We start from the raw sequence: 26,001 nt of genomic DNA, 5'->3' as shown, positions 1-26,001 counted from the left end.
CCCTCGACGGCGCGCCACTGTTCCTCTCGCAGCCGGGTCCCGGCCGCCCGGGCACCGGCGAGTCGGGCGAGCACGGCATCGGCGGCGGTGCGCAGGTCTTGGTCGGCCGGAGTGGGCAGGTCGTCGTTGGTCATGGCCCCATGCAACGCGATGCCGCTGACATCGCGCGAACGAGCCGGTCGAACTGTGGACAACGTCTGACGCGGCCATGGTCGGACTTATCCACAGGTCGAAGCGGAATCTGGGAATCCGCGGGATGGTCACGGCATGACGAATCACAGCGAAGCGGCCGGGACCTCCGGCAACGGCGACATCAACGAGCAGAGCGGGCACGGCGGCCGGACGGACCACGGGTGGCCCGAAGACCACGGGCTCGGGCAGGGCGGCCGCGAGGGCCGCGAGTGGTCCGGAGAAGCGGCGCCAGGGCAGAGCGCGGAGGGGGCGGAGCACGGATGGGAGCCAGAGCCCGCCGACGACCAGCACTCCTCCACGTGGGCGGGACACGGCGAAGCCGAGGCATACGCGGGGCACGGCATGCCCGGCGACCCCCGCAGTGAGCACCAGGTCACGCTGCGCACGCCGTCGGAACTGGCCGACGCCCTGCCGTACCTGCTCGGGTACCGCCCCGAGGACAGCATCGTGCTCGTCGCGCTGCACGACCGCGATGGACGCGGACGGTTCGGCGGGCGTGCGCGGCTGGGCATCCCGGCCGGCCCGGAGGACTGGCCCGCCGTGGCCGAGCAGTTGACGTACGGGCTGGTGACCGGGATCCAGCGACGGGGAGCCAAGCCCGAGAGCATGGTCGCATTCCTCTGCCAGGACCCGGCGAGCGGTGAGACGGCGCGGGACACCATGGAGCGTCTGCGGCCGCTCGCACAACTGCTGCGCACGGCCTGCGGCAGGCTCGACGTCCCCGTGATCGAGGCCCTGTGCATCTCCGACAACCGCTTCTGGTCCTACTGCTGTCCCGACACCGGGTGCTGCTCACCCGACGGTGAGCCGATGGGCCTGTCCGGCACCTCCGTGCTGGCCGCGGCCGCCACCTACGCGGGCATTCAAGTGCGCGGAACGCTACGAGAGCTGAGGGCACGGCTCATGCCGTGGGAGACCGCCGCCGTGCTTCAGCAGGAGGCGGCGCTCGACACCGCGAACAAGGCCATCGTCCCCCGAATCCTCGACGCCGACAGCCGTGCGGACGTGGCCGAGGAGGCCCTGGGGCTGGCCCACCGCCTCATGGACCGCTTCGCGGCCGCACCACCCGTGTCCGACACCTTGCAGGCGGACCTGCGCGACGACGAACTCCTCGGGCACGAAGACGCCGCCACCCTGATCCTCGCCCTGCAGGACCGCACGACCCGCGACCGCGCGGCCGAGTGGATGGAGGGCGACGAGGCAGGCCGGGCGCTCCGGCTCTGGCGCGCCCTGGCCCGCCGATGTGTCGGCCCGTACGGTGAGCACGCCGCGGCCCCGCTCACCCTCGCCGGGTGGGTCGCCTGGTCCACCGGCGACGAACTGGAGGCCCGCGAGGCCCTGGCCATGGCCCTCGCCGCCGATCCCGACTACCTCTTCGCCCGCCTCCTGCACCAGGCCTGCAACGAGGGCCTCGACCCCGAGTCCGTCCGTCGGTGCCTCCGGGCGGAACGCGACGGTCGTGCCCGGGCGGCGGTCGGTGGCGCTGAGGGCTCGTGTGCTGCGAGGCCGGCCGTCGATGCGCCCGGCACGGCGTCGGCCGGTGCTTCGGGTGCGTCGGGCAGGGCCGTCTCCCGCCGTCGGCGCCGGGCGCGTCCCGAGGGGAGCCCGGGCGCTCGCACCGCTCGGCGGGGGACGGGGGCGACCGGAGCCCGTCGGCCGAGGTCCCTCGACGGTTCCGCCACCGCCGGTGAGGGGCCGGGGCGTGGGGACGGCGGCGCCGGCGGTCGGGCGCGGGTTCGCCGAGGTGGGCGTGGGGAGGGGGACGCATGAGGGGAAGTCGCCAGTTCGGTACCGGAGGCCTCCACCGCCATTCGGTCGGCTTCCCGGGACCGGGGCGTGACCCAGAGCAGGCCCGTTCCGTTCACCTGAGTGGCGGATCCCGTGGCCGGGCCGCACCGCCGCATCGCCCACGTCCGTCCGGAGCCCCTCACCAGCCGCCGAGTACACCACAGGCGCGCCGAGCGCAGAAGAAGCCGCCCATGCCCCTGCCCACCCCGTCCTCCGTCCCCGACGGCGACCGCCCACCGTTCCGCAGGCCCGCACAGCCCTTCACCCCTGGAGACAACCCGACGGCTCGTCTCACGAGAGCTTTCACGAGAACAGGGAGCCCCAGGGGCGACTCGGGCACGGGCAGACCGGTGTCCCCCCTCGCGGGTACCGGCAGCTCAGCCCCGCGACCGGGCTCCCTTGCCGCGGCAGCCCCGCAGGGTCCCTCTGCCGCGCCCCGTCGCCCCGTCGACCTGCCCCCCGCCCACACCACCCTGGTCTGCGTCGCCCTCCCGGGGCTGGCGATCTCCACGGACCAGGGCCAACTGACCGGCCGGGGACTGGAAGGCTTCTACCGCGCGGGTCGGCGCCTGCTGTCCCGCTGCCAGGTGCGGGTGGCGGGCCGGGAGCCGCTGGCCGTGCAGGCGCGGATGGTGGCGGCGGACCGGGCACGGTTCATGGGGACGCTGCGCGTGTCCGCCGACGCCGGACCGGACCCGGACGTCGTCGTGGAACGCACGCGGCACGCGGACGGCACCGAGCGGATCACCCTGCACAGCGCCGTGCGCCGCCCGCTGCGCCTGCCTGTAGAGGTGGCGCTCGGCACGGATCTCGCGGAACTCGGAGCGGTCGCCTCGGGGCGCACGGGACCCGAACTGCCCGCCAGCGTCCACGACTCCGGCCTGCGCTGGTCCTCCGCCACGGGGCGCTCGGCCGTCACCGCCGAGCCGCCGCCCGCCGACGCGCTGGCCTCCGCGGGACTGCTGCGCTGGGAGGTGGAGCTGCCACCCGGGGGGACCCGCAGCGTGGAGCTGTGCGTACGGCCGGACGGGGCCGGACCCATCAGAGCGGCGGGCCGTGCCGCGACGAGCCCGCTCGCCCAGGCCACGGCCGAGGGCGACGACCCCCGGGTGCGGACACTCCTGCACACCTGCGTCGAGGACCTCCAGGCCCTGCTGCTGCGAGACCCGGTGAACCCGGCGGACACCCACCTCGCGGCGGGGGCGCCCTGGCGCTGCGGCCTGGCACCGGCCGACGCGCTGGTCGCGGCCCGGATGGCGCTCCCTCTCGGCACCAGGCTCGCCGCGGGCACACTGCGGACCCTGGCCCGCACCCAAGTCATGGGTCCAGGAGCGCAGCTCGGCATGATCCCGGGGCCACGGCGGGACGCGGGACCGCATCTGCCGCCGGGGTGCACGGGCACCGAGGCCACCTTGCTGTTCCCCGTGCTCCTCGCGGAGGCCAGGCGCTGGGGACTCCCGGAGCGGGAGACCGAGGAACTGCTGCCCACCGCCGAGCGTTGCCTGCGATGGCTCCGCGTCACCGTCGAGGACGGCGCGTACCTGCCCGACCCACAGCCCGGCGGGCCCCTGCGCTGCGAGACGCAGGCCCATGCCCATCGGGCCGCGCTGCTGGGCGCCGACCTCCTCGACGCGTACGGCAGACCCGGCGGCACCGCACTGCGGGAGTGGGCCCAAGAGCTACGGCACTCGTTCCGGCACGACTTCTGGGTCGAGGACCGCAGCGGCGGCCGCCCGGCGGCCGCCCTCACCCCGGACCGCCGCCCCGTGCCCGTCCTCGGCGCGGGCACGGCCCATCTGCTCGACACCGGCCTGCTCGGCTCCGGCGCTCTGGCCCCGGCCCTGCTCGACAAGGTGCAGACCGAGCAGCTCGCGCGGCTGCTCGGCGGCCCGGCGATGGACTCGGGGTGGGGGCTGCGAAGCCTGGGCGCGAAGGAAGCCGCGTACAACCCCTTCGGCCATCGTGGCGGAGCCGTGCGGGTGCAGGAGACGGCGGTGGCGGTCGCGGGTCTGGCCGCCGCCGACTACGAGAAGGAGGCGAGTTCCTTGCTGAGGGGCCTCATAGCGGCGGCGGAGGCCTTCGGGCAGCGGCTGCCCGAGATGTACGCGGGGGAGCAGCGTACGGCGGGCAGCGCGCCTCTGCCCCATCCCGCGTCCTGTCGGCCGGCCGCCACGGCCGCGGCCTCCGGGGTGCTGCTGCTCACCGCCCTCGCCGGTATCCGCCCCGACGCACCGGCCGGGACGGTGACACTGCGCCCGATGCGCAGTGCGCCGCTGGGGGAGACAGGGCTGACGGGACTGCGAGTCGCCGGCGCACCCTTTTCCGTACGCGTCAGCAGACTCGGTCTGGCGATGGTCGAGGAGGCGGCCGATGGGCTGCAGCTGGGAGTGTGACCTCGGGTGATGAGGGATCGGACGATCACCGGAGGCGGCGTGTGAGGGCCGTACCGGACAGAAGTGGATCGGACGGGGAAGCGGTCGGCGAAGGGAGTGTTTATCGTCAGGCAGACGACTATGATCGCGGCATGCCCTACGACCCGTCAGCCTTTCCGCCCTTTGCTGTCACCGTGGACCTGGTCGTGCTGACCGTGCGCCGTCATGCACTCTGTGCGCTGGCGGTACGGCGGGGCGAGCAGCCGTTCCAGGGGCGATGGGCGCTGCCCGGCGGCTTCGTACGGCCCGACGAGGACCTGGCCCAGGCCGCGGCGCGTGAGCTCGTCGAGGAGACCGGGCTGTGCGCCCACGACCCGGCCGCTCCCGCGCAGGACAACGGCGCGCACCTGGAGCAGCTCGCGACCTACGGCGACCCCAAGCGCGACCCGCGGATGAGGGTCGTCAGCGTCGCCCACCTCGCGCTCGCCCCCGACCTGCCCGCACCCACGGCGGGCGGCGACGCCAACAGCGCGCGCTGGGCCCCCGTGGACGAACTGCTGCAGCGGGGCGGGTACGGCCGTGACGGCGAACCGGTGGCGCCGCTGGCGTTCGACCACGCGCAGATCCTGGCGGACGGAGTCGAGCGCGCCCGCTCCAAGATCGAGTACTCCTCGCTGGCGACCGCCTTCTGCCCGCCGGAGTTCACGGTCGGCGAGCTGCGCCGCGTGTACGAGGCCGTCTGGGGCGTGGCCCTCGACCCGCGCAACTTCCACCGCAAGGTGACGGGTACGCCGGGCTTCCTCGTGCCCACCGGCGGTACGACCACGCGTCAGGGCGGCCGCCCTGCCCAGCTCTTCCGCGCGGGCGGCGCCACGCTTCTCAACCCGCCCATGCTGCGCCCCGAGGTCTGATCCGGCCGGGCCGAGGCGACATGGGAGCACCACCCGGGCTGCACTCGGGCTGCGCCCGAGCCGGTCCCGACGGCCGCGAAGCCGGTCCCGAGGCAGGCCTCAAGGTGCCCGGAAAAACGGACATACCGCGCTATCTTGCTTTGGGTGATCCAGGCCATCGGACTGACCAGCAACCCCCGCCGCAAGGAGCTTCCGCCCGCCGTCGACGACGTCTCCTTCGAGGCACGCTCCGGCCGTGTCACCGCGCTCCTCGGAGCTCCGGGCGCGGGCAAGACGACGGCCCTGAGGCTCATGCTCGATCTCCAGCAGGGCCGCGGAATCACCTATTTCAGAGGCCGGCCGCTGCATCGCATCGCCCACCCCTCGCGCGAGGTCGGTGTTCTTCTCGGCGAGGTCCCCGGCCACCCCGCCCGCACGGTCCGCGGCCACCTCCGCATGCTGTGCGCCGCCGCGGCCGTGCCCGTACGCCGGGCCGACGACGTCCTCGAAGTGGTGGGCCTCGTCAGCCTGCGCGACGAACGTCTGGGCACGCTCTCGCACGGAATGGACCGCAGACTCGGCCTGGCCTGTGTGCTCCTGGCCGACCCCCACACGCTCGTGCTCGATCATCCCGCCGACGGGCTCCCGGTCCGCGAAAGCCGCTGGCTGCACGGGATCCTGCGCGCCCACGCCACCCAGGGCGGCGCCGTGCTGTTCACCACGACCGACCCCAAGGAGGCCGCGCAGACCGCCGACCGGGTCGTGACGCTCGACAAGGGCAGGCTCGTCGCCGACCAGGAGGCCGCCGACTTCGCGCGCACCCGCCTCCGTTCGCGCGTCGCCGTCCGCAGCCCCTACGCCGCCCGCCTCGGCGCCCTGCTCGCCAAGGAGGCCCGGACCGAGCGCCGTTCCGTGGAGGTCGTCCGTGAGGACGGCAACCGCCTCTCCGTGTACGGCACTACATGCGCCGAGGTCGGCGAGACGGCGTTCCGGCACGGCATCCTCGTCCACCAACTCGCCGACGAGACCGGGGACATGGGGCCCGCGTCCACTCAACCGCCCGCCGCGGAAGCCGAAACGGCCCGGGAGGGTGCCCAGGACGCCCGGGCGACGGTAGATCCGTCCCCGTCCCCAAACCCGTCAAACCCGTCCCCAACCCTGGCCCCGCCCCCGCCCCCGTCCTTGTCTCCGTCCCGTGCCGTCCCGGCGACCGCCGCGGACCCTCTGCCCCCGCTCCCGCCCCGCATCAGCGTCAGGCCCGCTCGCAGCCCGCTGCGTCCGGTGCGCTACGAACTGCGCCGTGCCGCCGGAGTCGGCACCGGCTACCTCACCGCGGCCGCCGTCCTCGTCACCTCCGCCCTCACCTCCGTCCTCCTCGCCCGCGTCGGACACACCCCGCAGCCGCGCCTGCTGGCCGCGTGGCCGCAGCAGCTGCCCCTGCCGCCCGCCGCGCTGGGCGCGGGGCTGCTCGGCGCGATCGCCTTCGGCGACGAGTTCCGCCACCCCGCCCTGGCCGCGGACCGCGGCACCGTCCCCCGCCGCCTGGGACTGCTCGCCGCGAAACTCCTCGTCGCCGCGGCCACCGCGCTGGTGCTGGCCGTCCTCACCGTGGGCTGCGACCTCGAAGTGCTCTACCTCGTCTACGGCCGGGAGCTCACCGGAGTTCCCGCCGACTGGCTGTCGCTGAGCGCGAGTTGGATCGGCCTCGTCGTGGGGTGTGCCTGGGCCGGAGTGCTGGCCGCGGGCATCTTCCGCTCCACGACCGCCGGGCTCGCCGCGGTGCTCGCCGTGCCCGTCGCCGTCGTACCCCTCGTGCAGAAGTTCCTGGAGGGTCCGTCCGTGCGGACCGCGGCCGGGCTTCCCGCGCGGCTGCGCGAGCTCCCGCTGACGCAGTGGCCGTTCGGTGGGGAGCGCTATCTGGCCGGGGTGGCGCGGATGATCGCCCAACCCGTGGGTGGGGCGCTGCTGTTGTCGCTGGCCACGCTGCTGTGCGCGTATCTCTGCACGACCCTGCGGAGCAGGGTCCGGTGACAACCGTCCGCTACCGTCAGCGGTCCTTTGTTCCCACCGTGCGCACAACTCCTCGAAGAACGCCCATTTCTTTCCGATAAGGCGTCAATTGCGACGTGGTGAGCGATCACCCTTTCGTGTGCTTTTCACCAAAGACCTCAAGGGAGTTGAGGACGGCGCCGACAAAGGATGCGTGAGTACCCTTGCGCACACCATGATGACCGCCGCCCGCTCCGCCGACTCCGGCCTCGCAGGACCGGGCGAACTCGACCGCTACCCGTACACCGAGGCCCACGGTGCCGACCGCGTCGGCGCCCCCGCGTGGGACGGCGCGGACCCCGAACTGGGGCGCGTGGGCCGACGCGCCGCGGGCAGCCGCGGACGCGGACTGCACGGCCAACTCGTCCAGCAGCTCGGCCAGATGATCGTCTCCGGCGACCTCGGCGCGGACCGCCCGCTGGTGCCCGAGGAGATCGGCCAGCGGTTCGAGGTCTCCCGCACCGTCGTCCGCGAGTCGCTCCGCGTCCTGGAGGCGAAGGGACTGGTCAGCGCCCGCCCCAACGTCGGCACGCGCGTGCGCCCCGTCAGCGACTGGAACCTGCTCGACCCGGACATCATCGAGTGGCGGGCCTTCGGGCCGCAGCGCGACGACCAGCGGCGCGAGCTGAGCGAGCTGCGCTGGACAATCGAGCCGCTCGCCGCCCGCCTCGCCGCCGGGCACGGGCGCGAGGAGGTGCAGCAGCGGCTCGGCGACATGGTCGAGATCATGGGTCATGCCATGGCACAGGGCGACTCGCTGACCTTCTCCCGCGCGGACGCCGAGTTCCACGCGCTGCTCATCCAGGTCGCCGGCAACCGCATGCTGGAGCACCTCTCCGGGATCGTCTCGGCCGCCCTCCAGGTCTCCGGCGGCCCGGTCACCGGCTGCGACCGGCCGAACGAGAGCTCCCTCGCGCACCACGCCCGCATCGTCGAGGCGCTCGCCGCGGGCGACGGCGCGGCGGCCGAGGCCGCGATGCGGCAACTGCTCACCGTCCACCCCGAGGTGGAGCGCGTGGTCCCCGCCCCGCGCGAGCACTGACCGCGCACCGAGGGCGGCACGGTCGGGGCCCGAGCCTTCCGTCGGCAACGCCCGTCCGGCGAACCGTGTGCCGCCGGACCCCATCGGCTCCTCCCGGGAGCGGACTCCTCCCGGGAGCCGACGGGGTCCAGCGGCGCGACGGAGCGATGAGTGTCGCCGATTCGGCACGGTTCATGGCCACGACCGAACACCTCTGACCGTATCTGGATGCTTTTGAGTGCTTACGGGGTGTGACTCGGGCCACGCAGATTGGGCGTAACGCTCGGGCGGACAGCGCGATGACTTAAGAGGTGACAGCCGAGGAGGGAATACGGACGCCGTTTACGGCGCTGTGCATCTTCCCGGCCCCCGCCCGCACCGTCGGCCCAATCCCCAAGCCGGTGGTCGGCTCCTGTCCGCCGTGGACGGGGCCGGAAGCCGTTTTCCAACGTTCCGAGAGGTTGTTCGTGTCGGCCAGCACATCCCGTACGCTCCCGCCGGAGATCGCCGAGTCCGTCTCTGTCATGGCTCTCATTGAGCGGGGAAAGGCTGAGGGGCAGATCGCCGGCGACGACGTGCGTCGGGCCTTCGAAGCTGACCAGATTCCGGCCACTCAGTGGAAGAACGTACTGCGCAGCCTCAACCAGATCCTCGAGGAAGAGGGTGTGACGCTGATGGTCAGTGCCGCGGAGCCCAAGCGCACCCGAAAGAGCGTCGCAGCGAAGAGTCCGGCCAAGCGCACCGCCACCAAGACGGTCGCGGCGAAGACGGTGACCGCGAAGAAGGCCACCGCCACCGCCGCTCCCGCGGTGCCCACGGCCGACGCCTCCGCCGAGGACGCCGCGCCCGCCAAGAAGGCCGCTGCCAAGAAGGCGACCGCCACCAAGAAGGCGGCCGCGAAGAAGACCGTCGCCAAGAAGACGGTCGCCAAGAAGACCACCGCCAAGAAGGACGCCGCCGAACTCGTCGAGGAAGAGGTCCTCGAGGAGACCCCCGGCAAGACCGGCGACGAGCCCGAGGGCACCGAGAACGCGGGCTTCGTGCTGTCCGACGAGGACGAGGACGACGCGCCCGCGCAGCAGGTCGCCGCGGCCGGTGCCACCGCCGACCCCGTCAAGGACTACCTCAAGCAGATCGGCAAGGTCCCCCTCCTCAACGCCGAGCAGGAGGTCGAGCTCGCCAAGCGCATCGAGGCGGGTCTGTTCGCCGAGGACAAGCTGGCCAACGCCGACAAGCTCGCCCCCAAGCTCAAGCGCGAGCTGGAGATCATCGCCGAGGACGGCCGCCGCGCCAAGAACCACCTCCTGGAGGCCAACCTCCGTCTGGTGGTCTCCCTGGCCAAGCGCTACACCGGCCGCGGCATGCTCTTCCTGGACCTCATCCAGGAGGGCAACCTCGGTCTGATCCGCGCGGTCGAGAAGTTCGACTACACCAAGGGCTACAAGTTCTCCACGTACGCCACCTGGTGGATCCGTCAGGCGATCACCCGCGCGATGGCCGACCAGGCCCGCACCATCCGTATCCCGGTGCACATGGTCGAGGTCATCAACAAGCTCGCGCGCGTGCAGCGCCAGATGCTCCAGGACCTGGGCCGCGAGCCCACCCCGGAGGAGCTGGCCAAGGAACTCGACATGACCCCGGAGAAGGTCATCGAGGTCCAGAAGTACGGCCGTGAGCCCATCTCGCTGCACACCCCGCTGGGCGAGGACGGCGACAGCGAGTTCGGTGACCTCATCGAGGACTCCGAGGCCGTCGTCCCGGCCGACGCGGTCAGCTTCACGCTCCTCCAGGAGCAGTTGCACTCCGTCCTCGACACCCTGTCCGAGCGCGAGGCGGGCGTCGTCTCGATGCGCTTCGGTCTCACCGACGGTCAGCCGAAGACCCTCGACGAGATCGGCAAGGTGTACGGCGTGACCCGTGAGCGCATCCGCCAGATCGAGTCCAAGACGATGTCGAAGCTGCGCCACCCCTCGCGCTCCCAGGTGCTGCGGGACTACCTCGACTAGGTCTTCCTCGCTCGTACGACCCGAAAGGCCCGGCTCCCCGCGAGGGAAGCCGGGCCTTCGGCGTGTGTACGTGGCATGCGGGCACTCGTCCGGTGGATCACTCTGGGTGTGCCATCAACATCCCAGAGTGAGGAACGCGTATGCGTCGACCCTTCGTCCGAGCGCTGGCCCTCGCGGCCACGGTGGCCGCGATACCGCTGGCGTCACCCGCACCCGCGACGGCCGACGTCATCATCGGCGGCTATCCGGTGGAGATCTCCCAGGCCCCGTGGACGGTGGCCCTGTCCAGCCGTGACCGGTTCGGGGGTACGCGGGCGGGGCAGTTCTGCGGCGGTGTGGTGATCGGCCCCACAGCCGTGCTGACAGCGGCCCACTGTCTGAGCGAGGAGGTGCTGGGGACGCCGTCGGCACGTGATCTGAAGGTCATCGCGGGCCGCGGGGACCTGCTCTCGGGAGACGGCCAGGAGATCCCCGTGCGCGACGTCTGGGTCAATCCGGGCTACGACGGCTATACGAACACCGGAGACTTCGGGGTACTCACGCTCGCCTCGCCGCTGCCCGAGAGCTGGGCCATTCCCATGGCGCCGGCCGGCGACCCGGCGTACCGGCCGGACACGAGTGCCGTGGTCTACGGCTGGGGCGACACCACGGGTGCAGGGGACTACGCCCGGAGTCTGCGGGCCGCACGCGTGCGGGTGCTGCCCGACGCCGTCTGCGAGGAGGCGTATCCGGGGAACGTGGACGGGATGTATCTCGCGGATTCGATGGTGTGTGCCGGGGAGCCCGCCGGCGGCCGGGACGCCTGCCAGGCGGACAGCGGGGGGCCGCTGGTGGCCCAGGGGAAGCTGATCGGCCTGGTGTCGTGGGGCAGCGGCTGCGGGCTGGCAGGGAGCCCCGGGGTCTATGCCCGGATCTCGGAGATCGTCCGAGTACTGGACGGGGGACGCTGAGCCGTACGCCGCCGATGCGCCGACTCGGCCGACAATTGCTGTACGAAGGTGGGCGGCCACTCCCTGTGGGGGAAGCGGCCGCCCGCTCACCGGCCTGGCGCCGGCACTGGCTCGTCGTGGACGCGAGGTTGTCAGCTGTCAGCGTTCGTCTTCGCTCGCGTTTCCCGGAACGGCCGTCAGCCGCTCCGTCTCGTCCTGTATCTCAGCGGCGATCTTCTTGAGTTCCGGCTCGAACTTGCGACCGTGGTGGGCGCAGAAGAGCAGCTCTCCACCGCTGGACAGGACGACGCGCAGATAGGCCTGGGCGCCGCAACGGTCGCACCGGTCAGCGGCCGTCAGCGGGGTCGCGGGGGTCAGAACAGTAGTCACGTCGCCTCTTCTCTAGCTCGACGAGCTGTCGTACCAGGGTCAACATCCAACCAGGCCGAAAACGTTCCCGCTCGCGGCTCTTCCTCGAAAAAATCTTTCCGGGCCGGCTGTCTGCTGCCGGGTTGGCGGCGAATGAGCCGTATTGCGTTTCTCGCGTGTCTCTACGGGTTTCGCGCTGTCTGTCAGGTGTCTTGGTCCTCCCGGCTCCGTTGCCGGTTGTTCATGAGGACGTGCCCGGAGCCTAAATGGTTCATGCCCCGAAGGGAACGTGATATGTACTTCACCCCATCGAGGGATCGAACAGGCATGCGACGCTGGACTAGTCTGAGTTTCGCACGAGGGTGGCGTTACAACGGCTCTACCAGGCCTCGGTACCCTCGGACCGGCAACCCGAGCCGGCCCCTTACCCCAAAGGGTCCCACCTGAAATTCAGCGAGGAGCGAACCGCGTGACCGCCGAGACGTCCGTGCCGTCCACAGCGTTGCTGACCGGAGCAGACCGGGACGGTTCCAACTACACCGCGCGGCACCTCCTCGTCCTCGAGGGACTCGAGGCCGTGCGCAAGCGCCCCGGTATGTACATCGGCTCGACAGACAGTCGTGGCCTGATGCACTGCCTCTGGGAGATCATCGACAACTCCGTGGACGAGGCCCTCGGGGGCTACTGCGACCACATCGAGGTGATCCTCCACGACGACGCCTCCGTGGAGGTGCGGGACAACGGCCGCGGCATCCCCGTGGACGTGGAGCCCAAGACCGGCCTCTCCGGCATCGAGGTCGTCATGACCAAGCTGCACGCCGGCGGCAAGTTCGGCGGCGGCTCGTACGCGGCCTCCGGCGGCCTGCACGGCGTGGGCGCCTCCGTGGTGAACGCGCTCTCCGCCCGCCTGGACGTCGAGGTGGACCGTGGCGGCCACACCCACGCCATCAGCTTCCGGCGCGGCGTGCCCGGGGCCTTCGCGGCGAGCGGCCCGGACGCCAGGTTCGAGGCGAAGAGCGGCCCGCGCAAGGCCAAGAAGATCCCCAAGACCCGCACCGGCACGCGCGTGCGGTACTGGGCCGACCGCCAGATCTTCCTCAAGGACGCCAAGCTCTCCCTGGAGAACCTGCACCAGAGGGCCCGCCAGACGGCCTTCCTGGTGCCCGGCCTCACCATCGTCGTCCGCGACGAGTACGGCCTCGGCGAGGGCGGCGGCAAGGGCGAGGAGTCCTTCCGCTTCGACGGCGGCATCAGCGAGTTCTGTGAGTACCTGGCCACCGACAAGCCGGTCTGCGACATCCTCCGCTTCTCCGGACAGGGCATCTTCAAGGAGACCGTCCCCGTCCTGGACGATCACGGCCAGATGACGCCCACCGAGGTCACCCGGGAACTCGGCGTCGACGTCGCGCTGCGCTGGGGCACCGGCTACGACACGACCTTCCGGTCGTTCGTGAACATCATCGCCACCCCCAAGGGCGGCACCCATGTCGCGGGCTTCGAACAGGCCGTCACCAAGACGGTCAACGAGGTGCTGCGCACCAAGAAGCTGCTGCGCGTGGCCGAGGACGACATCGTCAAGGACGACGCCCTGGAGGGCCTCACCGCCGTCGTCACGGTGCGCCTTGCCGAGCCCCAGTTCGAGGGCCAGACCAAGGAGGTCCTCGGTACCTCGGCGGCCCGGCGCATCGTGCTGAACGTGGTCTCCAAGGAACTCAAGGCATTCCTGACCTCCACCAAGCGGGACGCCGCCGCCCAGGCCCGCGTCGTCCTGGAGAAGGCCGTCTCCGCCGCCCGTACGCGCATCGCGGCCCGTCAGCACAAGGACGCACAGCGCCGCAAGACGGCCCTGGAGACCTCGTCGCTGCCCGCCAAGCTCGCCGACTGCCGCAGCGACGACGTGGAGCGCAGCGAGCTGTTCATCGTCGAGGGCGACTCCGCGCTCGGCACGGCCAAGCTCGCCCGCAACTCCGAGTTCCAGGCGCTGCTGCCGATCCGCGGCAAGATCCTCAACGTTCAGAAGGCGTCCGTCACGGACATGCTCAAGAACGCCGAGTGCGGCGCGATCATCCAGGTCATAGGAGCCGGATCCGGCCGGACCTTCGACATCGACGCGGCCCGGTACGGGAAGATCATCCTGCTCGTCGACGCCGATGTCGACGGCGCCCACATCCGCATCCTGCTCCTGACCCTCTTCCAGCGCTATATGCGGCCCATGGTCGAGGCCGGCCGGGTCTTCGCGGCGGTGCCGCCGCTGCACCGCATCGAGCTCACCCAGCCGAAGAAGGGCCAGGACAAGTACGTCTACACGTACTCGGACCGCGAACTGCGCGACAAGCTGATGGAGTTCCAGAGCAAGGGGATCCGCTACAAGGACACCATCCAGCGCTACAAGGGCCTCGGCGAGATGGACGCCGACCAGCTGGCCGAGACCACGATGGACCCGCGCCACCGCACCCTGCGCCGCATCAACATCACCGACCTGGAGGCCTCCGAGCAGGTCTTCGACCTGCTGATGGGCAACGACGTGGCCCCGCGCAAGGAGTTCATCTCCAGCTCGGCGGCCACGTTGGACCGGTCGCGGATCGACGCGTAGGGCGCGTAGGGGCTGCGCCGGCCGGGGGCGCCCGCCGCGGGTCGGGCGGCCGGCGCTTTCGCTGGCCGTCGCAGCCACGCGCCCGACAAGTCACCTGATGGGGTGAAGAAGACCGGAGAGAAGAGTCAGGGATCTTCCCGGTCTGTCCATCCTTGGGCATGCAATCAAGCAACGGTCGCCCACGCGCGCGCGTGGGCGGTCCTGAGAGCTCGATCGAGTTCGACGACCCCTGGTACGACGCGCTCGCCTCCGGCTGGGGCGAGTTGGACGGTACGGGCGCGCCGGCTCCCGCCGTGCCGCCCGTGGAGCGGGAGCACGAGGGCCGCACCGGGGGCACGGCCGATGTCTACCTGGAGGTGCAGCGCAGCGCCGCCTTCCAGGAAGTCCGCAGCCGGTACCGGAGGTTCGTGATCCCCGGCGTCGCCGTCTTCTTCACCTGGTACGTGGGCTACGTGGTGACCGCCACCACCGCACCCGACCTGATGGCACAGCCCGTCGTGGGCGCGGTGAACGTGGCGATGCTGGCGGGCCTCGGCCAGTTCCTGACCACGTTCCTGTTCACCTGGGCGTACGCCCGCCACGCACGGCTGCGCCGCGACCGGGCCGCGCTCGACCTGCGCTGGGACACCCAGGAGCTGACGCGCGGCGTCAGAGGGGGAGAACGGTGACCGGCAACCACCAGGCGCTCGCCCTGCTGCTGTTCAGCGCGTTCATCGCGGTCACGCTGGGGATCACGACCTGGGTGAGCCGCAACAGGCATGGCTCGGCGGAGGAGTTCTACGCGGGCGGCCGGCTCTTCTCACCCATGGAGAATGGTTTTGCCATCGCGGGCGACTACATGTCCGCCGCGTCCTTCCTCGGCATCTCCGGCCTCATCGCCCTCTTCGGGTACGACGGACTGCTGTACTCGGTGGGCTTCCTGGTCGCCTGGCTCGTGGTGCTGTTCCTGGTCGCCGAACTGGTGCGCAACTGCGGCCGGTTCACCCTCGCCGACGTCGTCGCGGCCCGGATGAGCGAGCGCCCGGTGCGCATCGCGGCGGGAACTTCCTCGGTGACGGTGTCCGTTCTGTATCTGGTCGCGCAGATGGTGGGAGCGGGCACCCTGGTCGCGCTGCTGCTGGGCGGCAAGGGCGAGGCGGCACAGGCCTGGACGGTCATCGGCGTCGGCGCGCTCATGGTCATCTATGTGTCGTTGGGAGGGATGCGGGCCACCACATGGATTCAGATCGTGAAGGCGGTCCTGCTGATGGGCGGCGCGATCGCGCTGACCGTACTCGTCCTGGTCCGGTTCCACGGAGACTTCGACCAGTTGCTGCGTACGGCGGCCGAGCGCAGCGGGCACGGTGACGCGTTCCTCGCACCCGGACTGAAGTACGGCGACGCCTGGACCGCGCGCTTCGACTTCGTCAGCCTGGGCCTCGCCCTGGTGCTGGGCACGGCCGGGCTGCCGCACATCCTGTCGCGCTTCTACACCGTGCCGACCGCGCGGGCCGCGCGCCGCTCGGTCGTCTGGTCGATCGGGCTCATCGGCGGCTTCTACCTGATGACGATCGTCCTCGGCTTCGGCGCGGCCGCGATTGTCGGCCCCGACGCCGTACGCGGGTCGAACGCGGCCGGGAACACGGCGGTTCCGCTGCTGGCACTCGATCTGGGAGGCGGCGCGGATTCCACCGGAGGAACGGTTCTGTTCGCGGTCGTCGCCGCCATCGCCTTCGCCACCATCCTCGCGGTCGTCGCCGGTATCACGCTCGCCTCGTCGGCGTCCGTCGCCCACGACCTGTACGCGTCCCTGCGGCGCCGCCGGGCCGAGCCGCGCAGCGAGGTGGCTGTCGCGCGTGCCGCCGCGGTCGGGATCGGCGTGGTCGCGATCGCGCTGGGCCTGCTCGCCCGGGACCTCAACGTGGCCTTCCTCGTGGGCCTCGCCTTCGCGGTCGCCGCCTCCGCCAACCTGCCCGTGCTGCTCTACTCCCTGTTCTGGCGCGGCTTCACGACACGGGGCGCGGTATGGGCCGTGTACGGGGGACTCGTGCCCGCCCTGGTGCTCGTACTGCTGTCGCCGGTGGTGTCGGGCAGCCCCGCCTCGCTGTTCCCCGGCGTCGACTTCCAGTACTTCCCCCTGGAGAACCCCGGACTCGTCTCCATCCCGCTCGGCTTCCTCGCGGGCTGGCTCGGCACGGTCACCTCGGCGGAGCCTCCGGACGAGGCGAAGCACGCGGAGACCGAGGTGAGGTCGCTCACGGGCGCCGGGGCGGTCTGACGACCCTGGAGGGTCCTTCAGGGACGGGTCGCCCACTCGTAACGGTGCTCCGGGCGGCCCGCGTCACCGTACTTGAGCGTCAGCCTGGCCCGTCCCGTGCGCTCCAGGAGCTTCAGATAGCGCTGGGCGGTCTGGCGGCTCAACCCCGTCCGATCGGCGATCTCCTGGGCCGACAGCGGGCCCACGGCGGTCATCAGGGCCCGGCGTACGACCTCCGTGGTCGTGGCGGAGTGCCCCTTGGGCAGTTCTGGCTCCCCGCCCGCCGAGAGGGCGCCGAAGATCCGGTCCACCTCCGGCTGTTCGGCCTCGCCGCCTCCGTCGAGCGTGCGGCGCAGCTCCGCGTACGCCTCCAGCTTGGCGCGCAGGCCCGCGAACGCGAACGGCTTGACCAGGTACTGGAGCGCTCCCTGCCGCATCGCCGCCTGGACGGTCGTGACGTCACGGGCCGCCGTCACCATGATCACGTCGGTGTGGAGTCCGCGTCGCCGCATCTCCTGGACCACCGCCAGACCCGTCTGGTCCGGCAGGTAGTGGTCCATGAGAACCAGGTCCAGTTGCGGCAGTGTCTCCAACTGGTGCAGCGCCTCCGCCGCGCTGTGCGCCTCGCCCGCGACGCGGAAGCCGGCCACCTTCTCCACGTAGGCGGCGTTGACCCGTGCGACCCGGGTGTCGTCGTCCACGACGAGGACCTCGATCATCGCGACTTCTCCTTGGTGGTAGTGGCGCCGGCTTCGGGGTCGGGTGAGAAGGCGGGTTCTGGCTCGCCGTCAGGCACCGTAAACGCTTGCGTAAACGTTTGCGGCACCGGCCCCGGCACCGGCACCGGCACCGGCACCGGCCCAGCGTCCGCCTCCGGGAACGTTTCTGCCGTGGGGTCAGGATCCGCCCTGGCCTCCGCCCCCGCCCCTACGTCCGCCAACGCCTCGGGCAGGACCACCGTGAACTCCGCGCCGCCGCCGTCCGCCTCCGCGACCCGGGCGCCGCCCCCCTGCCGTTCGGCGAGGCGGCGCACCATCGAGAGCCCGAGGCCGCGCCTGCCGTGCGAGGGGGGCTTCTTCGTGGACCACCCCTCCGAGAAGACCAGCTCCCGCTTCTCCGCCGGGATTCCGGGACCGGTGTCGCGGACCCTGAGGACCGCCGTACGCCCCTCGGCACGCAATTCCACCTCCACGCGTGCGTGCGGTGTGCCGGCGACGGCGTCCAGGGCGTTGTCGACGAGGTTGCCGACGATGGTGACCAGCCCCCTGGGGTCGATCACCCGGTCGGGCAGCAAGGTCCGGTCCGAGAGCGACAGGGCCACGCCGCGCTCGGCCGCGACGGTCGCCTTGCCGACCAGCAGCGCGGCGAGGAGCGGATCGTGGATCTGCCCGGTGACCTGTTCGGCCGTCGCCCGTGGTCGCCGACCACCTCTCCGACGAACTCCACGGCCTCCCCGTACATCTCCAGTCCGAGCAGCCCGAGGAGGGTGTGCATGCGGTTGGCGTGTTCGTGGTCCTGGGCGCGCAGGGCGTCGATCAGGCCGCGGGTGGAGTCGAGTTCGCGGCCGAGCTGTTCCAGCTCGGTGCGGTCGCGCAGGGTGGCGACGGCGCCCCCGTCGTCGGTGGGCATGCGGTTGGCGACCAGGACGCGCTGGCCGCGGACGGTGAGCAGATCGGTGCCCGTGACGCGGCCGGCCAGGACGTCGGTCGTACGGCCCGCTCCGAGCGCGTCGTCGAGCGGCCGGCCCACCGCCTCCTCGCCGATGCCGAGCAAACGCTGTGCCTCGTCGTTCAGGAGCCGTACGCGGCCGTCGCGGTCCAGGGCGACCACACCCTCGCGGATGCCGTGCAACATCGCCTCGCGCTCCGCGAGCAGCGCCGAGATGTCCGAGAAGGCCAGGTCACGGGGCTGTCGCTGGACCCTCCGGGAGATGAGATACGCGGCCAGCGCCCCCACCGCCAACGCCCCACCCGCGTACGCGAGGAGCCCCGGGATCGCGTGGATCAGCCGGGACCGCACGCTGCTCGCCGGGGAGTGCGCACGAGGTCGAGTTAGCTCGATCGTGTGATGGTCCGCTCGCATGCTTGCGGCGCCCTGGGCCGTTCGGGCTACGGTGATCGTGCGATCTGGGACGCCGGGCACGGCGCCAGCGTGCGGGGCCCCCGCTCTACCAGAGAGATGGTTCGGGGCCTCCCCGTCGCCTCTGGCCGTACCCACCTGGCCAGGTCGTGCAGGGAACTGGCCTCCCGGGATCGGACCACGCACGGGATGCGTGTCGCCGCCCCGGGGTTGAGTACGCCGGGGACCAGTGCGCCCAAGACCGTTCGGGGCGTGCGGCTGATCGGGCTCACTCCTGCTCAGTCCAAAGGAACGGTGCGAGGAACAGCCCGGTCGCCAGCATGGCGACCCCGGCGGCGATGGCCACCTGCATCAGCAGCACCTGCGAGAACACTCGCCGCGGCAGACCGAGACGCAGGCGGCGTGCGGGGGGAGTGGGGCTCATACCCATGACGGTACGTGGCGGGTGAGCGGGGCCGAAGAGGTGTGGCGTGGATCTCTCGGTGGGCGGGGAGGACGGGTGGCCGCCTTCTCCGTACGCCTGTGGGGCGGCCGTCAGGCCATCAGGCCATCAGCCGGTCGGCGCCGCTGGGGACAGCTCCTGTACAGCCACGACGTCCATCCGGGCCGGGGAGCCCAGCGGTGAGCCGCAGGTCTCCGGGCGGGGCGGCAGCGAGGCTCCCTGGGCGACGGTGACGTGCCAACGGCGGCCGTCGGTGTGGGTGACGGTCACCTCCCAGGGCGGAGCCGTGCCGTCCGTGCGGGCGACGGTGAGCGCGCCGGCCGTGTTCACGCCCGCGGCGGTACGGACCGCCAGTTCCGCCGCCTGTCCGGGCCGGTCCCAGGCGGAGTTCCCGCGGCACCCCTCCGTGACCACACGGTCCTCCCGTACGCCCTGGAGGACCTCCTTGACGTGGTGGGCCTCGGCGCGGCCGTACGCGTACCCGGACGGCAGGACGAGCAGCGTGGGCGAGAAGCGGTGACCGCCCAGATGGGTGACCTCCCAGGTGCCCTCGACCCCGGAGGCGGCCAGTTCGGCGGCGAGCGGCCGTCCGAGGAGGGCGCAGCAGCGGTCGCGCTTGCCGTTCGTGCAGACGAGCGCGAGCGGGTCGCCGGTGTGGGGCCGTCCCCGGAGGCGTGCGTCGAAGGTACGGGGGTCACCCGCGCCGAGTGCGGTGAGGTCGAGGCCGAGCAGCTGCCCGGGGTCGGCCGTCGTGGCGCTGTGCAGCCATACGTTGCCGGCGACGGTGTGCGCCGCGTACACCTGCCGCTCGCCGATCTCGTGGCAGTCCGCGTGGCGGCCGGGTCGGCGGATGAGCGCGATGCGTACGCCGGTGCCCTCCGCGGCGGCTTCGAGCGCGCGGCCGAGCGCGGGGTCCAGGTGGCTCGAAGTGAGCGCCTTGGCACCCCAGGGGCCCGGTTGTTCCAGCAGCAGCCATGTCCGGGCGGTGGGGGCCGTCCCGGCGAGAGGCTCGTCGAGGCGCCGGGACGCGGATGTGCACGTACTCACAGAGGTGAGCCTAACCTGACTTGCCCCCGGGCGACTTCCGGCCGCGCCGAAAGGGGCGCGTTGGGGGCGTATGAGCGGTGCGCGCGGGGCGCGAAGACCTCACTCGGGGCGCGGATGCGATGCTTGCGCCCTTCGGTGGCGGCGAACGGGTCGCTGCGACTGCCGCAGGTGGTGAACGGCTCGATGTGGCCGCCGCGGCAAGCCGCTCACTGCGGCAGCGGTCGAGGGGGTCGCGCCCCCACGTACTGACCGCTCGGGCGCATCCGCAGCGGCCGCTCCCCGTACTCCTCCAGGGCGTGGGCGATCCAGCCCGCGGTGCGGGCCACGGCGAACACCGTCTCGCCCGCGGAGGCGGGCATTCCGGAGGAGACCGTGAGCACGGCGAGAGCCAGGTCGACATTGGCGTGCAGGGACGTGTGGCGGGCGGTGGTGGCCACGATGTCGCGGGCCGCCGCGAGCGCGGGGGCGGCCCGGGGAACGTCCTCCAGGAGCGCGAACAAGGCACGGGCGCGTGGATCCTCGCCCGGGTAGAGGCGGTGGCCGAGCCCCGGGACACGGCGGCCGGCGCGCAGTTCGTCCGCGATCACGGGGACCGCGGTTCCCCGGTCCAGTACGTCGAGGAGCAGGTGGTGCGCGTGCTCGCCGGCCGCTCCGTGCAGGGGGCCTTCGAGGACGCCGAGCCCGGCGGACACGGCGGCGTACGCGTGAGCGCGGGCCGACGCGGCGACGCGGACCGCGAGGGTCGACGCGGCCAGGTCGTGGTCGACCAGCAGGCCGAGTGCCGTGTCCAGAACGCGCAGTGACGCCTCGTCGGGTGTACGGCCGGAGAGGCGTGCCCAGAGGCGGTGGGCCAGCGGGCCCGAGTCGCGGTGGGTGTGCGGGACGGGCGGGAGACCGGCGACCAGCGTGGGGATGAGGGTGCGTGCGGTGCCGAGGACGGCCTCCTCGGACAGATCGAAGCGCAGCGGGTCGGTGGCCGCCGCCGCGATCGTCACGACCCGCAACCGGTCGACCGGACTGCTGTGTTCGGGCAGGGCGCCGACGGCACGGCGAGCGGCGGCGACGGACGTCTTCGGGGCGCTGAAGGTGACGCCGGGCCGCAGTTCCCCGGTCCACAGCCACTCGGACACCTCCTCGAAGGAGTGGCGCGCGGCGAGCTCGGCCGCGTCGACGCCGCGGAAGTAGTAGCGGTCCTTGTCGATGAGGGTGAGGCGGGTCCGGACGGAGAGGTCTCCGCCGACGGGCGAACTCCCGCTTGCCTCACGCCTGTTGCGCCGGGCGAGCGCCGCCACCTCCTTGGCGTCGAAGGTGCTGCCCCGCCCTCCGGGGTCGCGCCGGCTGGTGAGCTGGCCGCGGCTCACGTACGCGTACACCGTCTCGGGCTTCACGCCGAGGAGCTCGGCGGTCTCCTTGGTGCTGAGCCGCTGTGCCGCTTCGTCTTCCCTCATGGACGCCACCGTATCTGTAAAGCCATTGCATTGATTCAATCAATATTGACAGAGATTGAGTCAAGCGTCGAGAGTCAAATCAAGTTCAAGGAGGAAACATGCCGATCAACCGGGCCGCGTCCACCTCCGTCGACGTACCGCGAGGACTCGCGGGCGTCGTCGTCACCGACACCGAACTGGGTGACGTCAGGGGGACGGAGGGCTTCTACCACTACCGCCAGTAAATCTGCCGCACCCTTTCTGACCTGGGCTTATGAGGGTTAAAGCGGCTGTGACCTGCTAGGACGGGTTGCAGAGGCGATCGGAGGCAGTCAGAGGAAAACGCTCTGATTCGACCCCGGTACGACCCGGGTCGCTCGGAGGCAGTCAGAGGCAGTGCCTCTGCAAGCTGCTTCTGGGAGACCCGAGTTGACCGGACGGATCAGGAGCGGTGGCCTCGACGGCTCTCTGTTCCTGCCTTGGTCGAGTTGCGATGGGGACGCCTGCCTCCAGAGCGGGGCCAGGCATACGAATGCCTCCAGGACGGCAATCCTGGAGGCATCGCTGGCACCGATTGGAGGTCGGTTCCGGGTACCACCCGTGGTTTTAGCGGGCCTGGGTGGCGCCCTTGTCTTTGCGAGACGACCTCACCGTGCCACACCATAGTCATCAGGCAGAACCACAGCGGCAGATCCCTCACTCGTTCGGCCGACTGGGCCTTCACCACCTTCGTCCGGCTGCGGCCGAACTGGTACTGCTCGGGGATCTCACCGGCCGGTACGCGACGGGCAGTTACAGTCGGCTCGGCTCCGACGGCCGCACCGTGGCCGTGCGCCAGGACCGGCAGGGCGCGGCCGAGCACGGGCACCGCGTCACAGCGGCGATCGCCTGCCATGTCGCTCGGGCCGGCGGCACCGTCGACGAGCTGACCCGGTTGCTGCTGCACCCCGACCACGAGGGTGGCCGGCATGCCCGCCACATCGCAGTGCGCTCGGGGCAGGCGCGTGCCTTGGACTACATCCGCCAGGTGTGGGCCAGCGCCTCGGCGGTGGTCGCCGGAACGCGTGTGCTGGACTCACGTCACGACGTGTACGAGGTTCTCGCCGCGCTGCGGGACCGCATCGAGACCACGCCCTGGCGCGGCGAGCGGGGACGGACCGCGCTGCGGGTGCTGCGGGCCCATCTGAACTTCGCCGAGACCGCCGGTGGCCCGCTGCACCACGCCAGCGAGCGGCAGACCGCGGAGGAGGCAGGGGTCTCGCGGACGACGCTGCGCGTGGTCTACGAGACCGTCCTCAAGCCTGGGGGCTGGCTGCGCCGGCTGCGGGTGGGGCACGGCCGGGAGGGCTCCACCTGGTACCTCGACCACGGCAGCACCGGTGGCCGTGCCCGCGCTTCGCTGTCTCGTTTCTGGACCACTCAGTACCCCCCCGACCTGGCACTGAGGAGTGGACCAGCCCTGAGACAGGCGTGACGGCCGACATCGATTCCACCGTCATCGCCCGCCTGATGGGCCACGACGCCTTCGCCCACAGAGGCCTCGGCAGCTCCGCCCTCATGATCATCGGGGCGCTGCATGTCCGGCCTGCTCAGACGGTCAGCGATCTTGTCGGTACGGCTTCCGTGTCCCGTGCCACTGCCTACCGGACTTTGCGGCGCCTGGCCGACCACGGTCTCGTGCACCACGACGGTGAGACCTGGACCCTCGCTCCCCGCGCCGTGGAGGGCTTCGGCAACGGCTCTCAGGATGCCGCCACGGAACCGGGCACACGGCCGGCACAGGGCTGGTACGGCATCGCCCAGTTCTACGCCACGGCGGGCGTTGCGGTCCGGCGCAGGACTCTGCACGCGGTCGAGCGGGCGGCATACCAAAAGGCGCTGGACCGGTTCGCGGAGCACCGCAGCAAGGCCACGGTGATCGTCCGCGACGGGCGCCAGGTCCTGGTCCCGGCACCCCGGCCCGATGAGATCCCGTCCGCGTGGCAGACCCCGGGCGGCAGCGTCCTCGACCCGGTCACCGGTCGGCCTGCCGCCGATTGGCGCCTCGCCACCGACGGCCGACTGATCCTCATCACCCCTGCTGACCAGCGCAGTTACGACGAGCTGGCCGCTGCCCATGCTGAAGCCCTCAGGGAATGGAACTCCGTCGCGTGACTCCACAACCTCCATCTGCCGATGCCCAATCTGTCACTTCTCAGAGCCTGCGCGAGCAGTACGAGTCCGGCGCCACGGTCGCCGAACTCGTCGCCGCGAGCGGGCTGTCGTACGGCACGGTCCTCAACCGTCTGCGCGAGGCCGGGACCGTGATGCGCACCTCGTGGCAGACGCGCAGAATGCGCGACGGGCAAACCCGCCGCAATCTCGCGGCCCGTCTGCGTCGCCTCTACGAGCAGCAAGGCGCCACGCTCACGGAGTTGGCCACGGCAGCGTCCGTGACGCGACGTGCCGCCCGGCGGCTACTGATCGAGGCTGGGGGCACGCCCCGCACCGCCGAGCAGACGCTCCGTATTCGTTCTGCGGCCACTTCCGCACGGCGAATGAAGCTCGCGTTGTCCCTGCGCGCACGGTATGAGGCCGGCGCCACCGTGCCGGACCTGGCCGAGGAGTGCAGCTACTCCGTCGGCACCGTCTATCGGCTCCTGCACCAAGCAGGCACCCGGATGCGGCCCAAGCACAACCACGGCCCGGCCCGCACCCCGAGGAAGCGCTCATGAGTGCCCTCGACGGTGGTCCCGTCTGCGCCCGGCAGATCAAGGGCCCGACGGCGAGCCATCCCGGATCCAGCACTGCAGCAAGGGCCCCTCCATCGTCCGCACTCAGCCGCCTCCGACGCCGGCCTTCTCGCCGACGCACCCAAGTCAACACGCCTTTCCAGATACAGGAGATCAAGCACACGTGAGTGAGAACACCCGACTCAAGACCCTGGCCGCGGCCACGGCGAGCGCCTGGGACGCCTTCGTCATCGTCGTCGGCATGCTCAAGGGCGGCACCGGCAAGACCACCTCCGCCTGGTTCATCGCCCTCTACTACGCCGTCGTCCTCGACCTGCCGACGCTGCTGCTGGACGCGGACGCGACCAGCCAGTCCGCCTACGACTGGTTCAAGGTCACCCAGGCCGCCGGCTTCGAGATCCCCGCCAACCTGGTCGTCGAGCGGTACCCGTTTGACGACATCGCCGAGTACATCCGCACCAAGCGGGCTGAGTTCGGCGCGATCGTGGTCGACGCCGGCGGCGGAAGCGCCCGCATCTTTCACGAGGCTGTCACCGAGGCGAACCTGCTGCTCGTACCGGTCGCCCCCACCAAGATCGAGCGCCGCAAGCTCGTGGCCACCTTCGACGAGGCCGAGCGCGCCGCCGCCCGTAACGAGCACGGCGTCACCGCCCACGTGGTCATGGTCAAGGCCGACGACCGCACCAGCCTGCCCAGCCGGGCGAAGGAGCAGCTGCTGGAGCCCGCCGAGGGCGAGGGCATCGGCCCGGACCGTGACGAGCCGTTCCCGCTGGCCGAGACCACTATCCACTCCTGGGTGCACTACATGGAGGCCTTCGGCGAGGTCCCGACCGAACTGAGCGAGTACGCCAACCTGATGAAGGAGCTGACCGAGGCATGAGCGAGAAGAACGAGAGGCCGAAGCCGCCGGCCCGCCGCACCGGCGGGCGCGCCCTGGGCGGGGCCAAGAAGACGACCCCGCCGCCCCCTCCGCCGGCCGCCGAGCTCACGCCTGAGCAGTTCGCTGCTGAACAGGCCGGTCGCCAGGGCGAAGACGGTCGGACCACTGGCGAGCAGGAGGTTCAGACCGTCCCTTCCAACGTTCCCACCGAGGGGTCAGCGGACGGCCGGGCCGAGGCAGCACCCGAAGTGGCGCAGCCTGCCGCACAGCTGACCGTTGAGGTCGCCCCGAGCGATCCCCGGCAGGAGCCGCCTGCAGTCCTGGCGCCCGAGCTCGCAGTACCCGCGATCCAGCCCATACAGTCGGCCGAACCTGTGGCGCAGCACGATCCGTCCCACTCCACGGTCGTGGCTTCTGATGCGGACCCGACGACCGAGGTTGCGGTTCGCCCGGAAGTTCCTCCGATGGCAGGCGGTACGGCATTCCCGGTGAGGACCGGTGTCCCGGGGCCTCACCGGGAACAGGCCGTGCGAGCGCAGGAGTCGCCGAGTGAGGGAACGCCGTACGCTCACGGTCCCGGTCGGCCCAAGGACGTTCCCGATGCCGCCGTCGTTCTCAACCAGCGCATCATCGCGCGCGAGAGTCTCGACTCGTCGGTCCCCGCCGCGCTGAGGCTGAAGAAGCGGATCAAGCGGTTCGCGCTGGACAACGAACTCGACCACCTGCCGATCGGCGACATCGTCTCGGTCGCGCTGGACGAGTGGCTCACCACCCGCGGCTTCTAACGCGCCCGTCCCCTGGGTGGCCGCGAGCGCTCAGCTCGTTCGCGGCCGCCCGTCCTCACGACTATTCCACTAGCCTCGATCTTTCGTGATTGGCCGTCAGCTCTTGGTGGCGGCCAATCTGCGTTCGGTGGTGGTTTTCGGGTGTGACGGCGGCCCGACTGTCG

General features: G+C 71.5%; 19 protein-coding genes and 2 pseudogenes. 16 read left to right on the top strand and 5 right to left on the bottom strand.

Features of this window, described 5'->3' with window-relative positions; translation table 11 throughout:
- Nucleotides 1–267 precede the first annotated feature (267 nt).
- The 7 genes from ACWD3C_RS14100 (at nucleotide 268) to ACWD3C_RS14070 (ending at nucleotide 11,268) form a co-directional block, all read left to right on the top strand.
- Nucleotides 268–1,962 (top strand): DUF4192 family protein, encoded by a 1,695-nt coding sequence (locus ACWD3C_RS14100; RefSeq protein WP_451143527.1) that lies wholly within the window; start codon nucleotides 268–270, stop codon nucleotides 1,960–1,962.
- A 470-nt stretch (nucleotides 1,963–2,432) separates the two neighbouring features.
- Entirely contained in the window at nucleotides 2,433–4,373 is a 1,941-nt protein-coding gene (locus ACWD3C_RS14095; RefSeq protein ID WP_451143680.1) for a glycogen debranching N-terminal domain-containing protein, read from the top strand.
- A 131-nt stretch (nucleotides 4,374–4,504) separates the two neighbouring features.
- Entirely contained in the window at nucleotides 4,505–5,263 is a 759-nt protein-coding gene (locus ACWD3C_RS14090; protein WP_451143525.1) for an NUDIX hydrolase, read from the top strand.
- Between the two features lie 144 nt (nucleotides 5,264–5,407).
- Nucleotides 5,408–7,273: an ABC transporter ATP-binding protein gene (locus tag ACWD3C_RS14085; protein WP_451143523.1), complete on the top strand. Its 1,866-nt coding sequence runs from the start codon at nucleotides 5,408–5,410 to the stop codon at nucleotides 7,271–7,273.
- 172 nt (nucleotides 7,274–7,445) lie between these two features.
- Nucleotides 7,446–8,333 (top strand): FadR/GntR family transcriptional regulator, encoded by an 888-nt coding sequence (locus tag ACWD3C_RS14080; RefSeq protein ID WP_451143521.1) that lies wholly within the window; start codon nucleotides 7,446–7,448, stop codon nucleotides 8,331–8,333.
- A 446-nt stretch (nucleotides 8,334–8,779) separates the two neighbouring features.
- On the top strand, nucleotides 8,780–10,318 hold the full coding sequence (locus ACWD3C_RS14075) for an RNA polymerase sigma factor (protein WP_451143519.1): 1,539 nt from the start codon (nucleotides 8,780–8,782) through the stop codon (nucleotides 10,316–10,318).
- A 140-nt stretch (nucleotides 10,319–10,458) separates the two neighbouring features.
- A complete protein-coding gene (locus ACWD3C_RS14070) occupies nucleotides 10,459–11,268 on the top strand; it encodes a S1 family serine peptidase (RefSeq protein WP_451143517.1) in 810 nt (269 codons plus the stop codon).
- 138 nt (nucleotides 11,269–11,406) lie between these two features.
- Here the strand turns inward: ACWD3C_RS14070 and ACWD3C_RS14065 are convergent, their stop codons facing one another.
- Entirely contained in the window at nucleotides 11,407–11,637 is a 231-nt protein-coding gene (locus ACWD3C_RS14065) for a DUF7455 domain-containing protein (protein ID WP_451143515.1), read from the bottom strand.
- A gap of 448 nt (nucleotides 11,638–12,085) precedes the next feature.
- Between ACWD3C_RS14065 and ACWD3C_RS14060 the strand changes: the two genes are divergently transcribed.
- The 3 genes from ACWD3C_RS14060 to ACWD3C_RS14050 all read left to right on the top strand — a co-directional run bounded on the left by ACWD3C_RS14060 (nucleotide 12,086) and on the right by ACWD3C_RS14050 (nucleotide 16,466).
- Nucleotides 12,086–14,209, top strand: a complete 2,124-nt coding sequence (locus tag ACWD3C_RS14060; protein ID WP_451143513.1) for a DNA gyrase/topoisomerase IV subunit B — start codon at nucleotides 12,086–12,088, stop codon at nucleotides 14,207–14,209.
- 158 nt (nucleotides 14,210–14,367) lie between these two features.
- A complete protein-coding gene (locus ACWD3C_RS14055) occupies nucleotides 14,368–14,877 on the top strand; it encodes a DUF485 domain-containing protein (protein WP_451143511.1) in 510 nt (169 codons plus the stop codon).
- Nucleotides 14,874–16,466, top strand: a complete 1,593-nt coding sequence (locus tag ACWD3C_RS14050) for a solute symporter family protein (protein ID WP_451143509.1) — start codon at nucleotides 14,874–14,876, stop codon at nucleotides 16,464–16,466. The genes ACWD3C_RS14055 and ACWD3C_RS14050 overlap by 4 nt, the downstream gene beginning before the upstream one ends.
- 17 nt (nucleotides 16,467–16,483) lie before the next feature.
- Here ACWD3C_RS14050 and ACWD3C_RS14045 read toward each other — a convergent pair whose 3' ends face one another.
- From ACWD3C_RS14045 to ACWD3C_RS14030, 4 genes and pseudogenes are all read right to left on the bottom strand, one after another.
- Nucleotides 16,484–17,164, bottom strand: a complete 681-nt coding sequence (locus tag ACWD3C_RS14045; RefSeq protein WP_451143507.1) for a response regulator — start codon at nucleotides 17,162–17,164, stop codon at nucleotides 16,484–16,486.
- Nucleotides 17,161–18,948 (bottom strand): annotated as a pseudogene (locus tag ACWD3C_RS14040) (sensor histidine kinase). Before ACWD3C_RS14040 ends, ACWD3C_RS14045 begins: the two are co-directional and overlap by 4 nt.
- A 126-nt stretch (nucleotides 18,949–19,074) precedes the next feature.
- On the bottom strand, nucleotides 19,075–20,013 hold the full coding sequence (locus ACWD3C_RS14035) for a sucrase ferredoxin (RefSeq protein ID WP_451143505.1): 939 nt from the start codon (nucleotides 20,011–20,013) through the stop codon (nucleotides 19,075–19,077).
- 206 nt (nucleotides 20,014–20,219) lie between these two features.
- Entirely contained in the window at nucleotides 20,220–21,461 is a 1,242-nt protein-coding gene (locus tag ACWD3C_RS14030) for a citrate synthase (RefSeq protein WP_451143503.1), read from the bottom strand.
- 98 nt (nucleotides 21,462–21,559) lie between these two features.
- On the opposite strand from ACWD3C_RS14030, the pseudogene ACWD3C_RS14025 reads away from it, so the two are divergent.
- The 6 genes and pseudogenes from ACWD3C_RS14025 to ACWD3C_RS14000 form a co-directional block, all read left to right on the top strand.
- A pseudogene (locus ACWD3C_RS14025) lies at nucleotides 21,560–21,682 on the top strand (citrate synthase/methylcitrate synthase); the annotation flags it as partial.
- A gap of 410 nt (nucleotides 21,683–22,092) precedes the next feature.
- A complete protein-coding gene (locus ACWD3C_RS14020) occupies nucleotides 22,093–22,914 on the top strand; it encodes a hypothetical protein (RefSeq protein WP_451143501.1) in 822 nt (273 codons plus the stop codon).
- Nucleotides 22,911–23,594, top strand: a complete 684-nt coding sequence (locus tag ACWD3C_RS14015; RefSeq protein WP_451143499.1) for a helix-turn-helix domain-containing protein — start codon at nucleotides 22,911–22,913, stop codon at nucleotides 23,592–23,594. Before ACWD3C_RS14020 ends, ACWD3C_RS14015 begins: the two co-directional genes overlap by 4 nt.
- Nucleotides 23,576–24,154, top strand: a complete 579-nt coding sequence (locus tag ACWD3C_RS14010) for a helix-turn-helix domain-containing protein (protein WP_451143497.1) — start codon at nucleotides 23,576–23,578, stop codon at nucleotides 24,152–24,154. The genes ACWD3C_RS14015 and ACWD3C_RS14010 overlap by 19 nt, the downstream gene beginning before the upstream one ends.
- Nucleotides 24,155–24,335: 181 nt before the next feature.
- Nucleotides 24,336–25,052 carry a ParA family protein gene (locus ACWD3C_RS14005; protein ID WP_451143495.1) on the top strand — a complete coding sequence of 239 codons (717 nt, stop codon included), beginning with the start codon at nucleotides 24,336–24,338 and terminating at the stop codon, nucleotides 25,050–25,052.
- A 527-nt stretch (nucleotides 25,053–25,579) separates the two neighbouring features.
- Nucleotides 25,580–25,837 (top strand): hypothetical protein, encoded by a 258-nt coding sequence (locus tag ACWD3C_RS14000; protein ID WP_362660898.1) that lies wholly within the window; start codon nucleotides 25,580–25,582, stop codon nucleotides 25,835–25,837.
- Nucleotides 25,838–26,001 lie beyond the last annotated feature (164 nt).

Source organism: Streptomyces sp. NPDC002845, from assembly GCF_053591955.1.
This window is presented reverse-complemented; position numbering and strand designations above follow the sequence as displayed.

What these genes read in the sequence shown, in the direction of transcription:
- ACWD3C_RS14100 (WP_451143527.1), top strand. Translation starts at nt 268, where the DNA reads ATGACGAATCACAGCGAAGCGGCCGGGACCTCCGGCAACGGCGACATC.
- ACWD3C_RS14090 (WP_451143525.1), top strand. Translation starts at nt 4,505, where the DNA reads ATGCCCTACGACCCGTCAGCCTTTCCGCCCTTTGCTGTCACCGTGGAC.
- ACWD3C_RS14070 (WP_451143517.1), top strand. Translation starts at nt 10,459, where the DNA reads ATGCGTCGACCCTTCGTCCGAGCGCTGGCCCTCGCGGCCACGGTGGCC.
- ACWD3C_RS14055 (WP_451143511.1), top strand. Translation starts at nt 14,368, where the DNA reads ATGCAATCAAGCAACGGTCGCCCACGCGCGCGCGTGGGCGGTCCTGAG.
- ACWD3C_RS14045 (WP_451143507.1), bottom strand. Translation starts at nt 17,164, where the DNA reads ATGATCGAGGTCCTCGTCGTGGACGACGACACCCGGGTCGCACGGGTC.
- ACWD3C_RS14030 (WP_451143503.1), bottom strand. Translation starts at nt 21,461, where the DNA reads ATGAGGGAAGACGAAGCGGCACAGCGGCTCAGCACCAAGGAGACCGCC.
- ACWD3C_RS14010 (WP_451143497.1), top strand. Translation starts at nt 23,576, where the DNA reads ATGGAACTCCGTCGCGTGACTCCACAACCTCCATCTGCCGATGCCCAA.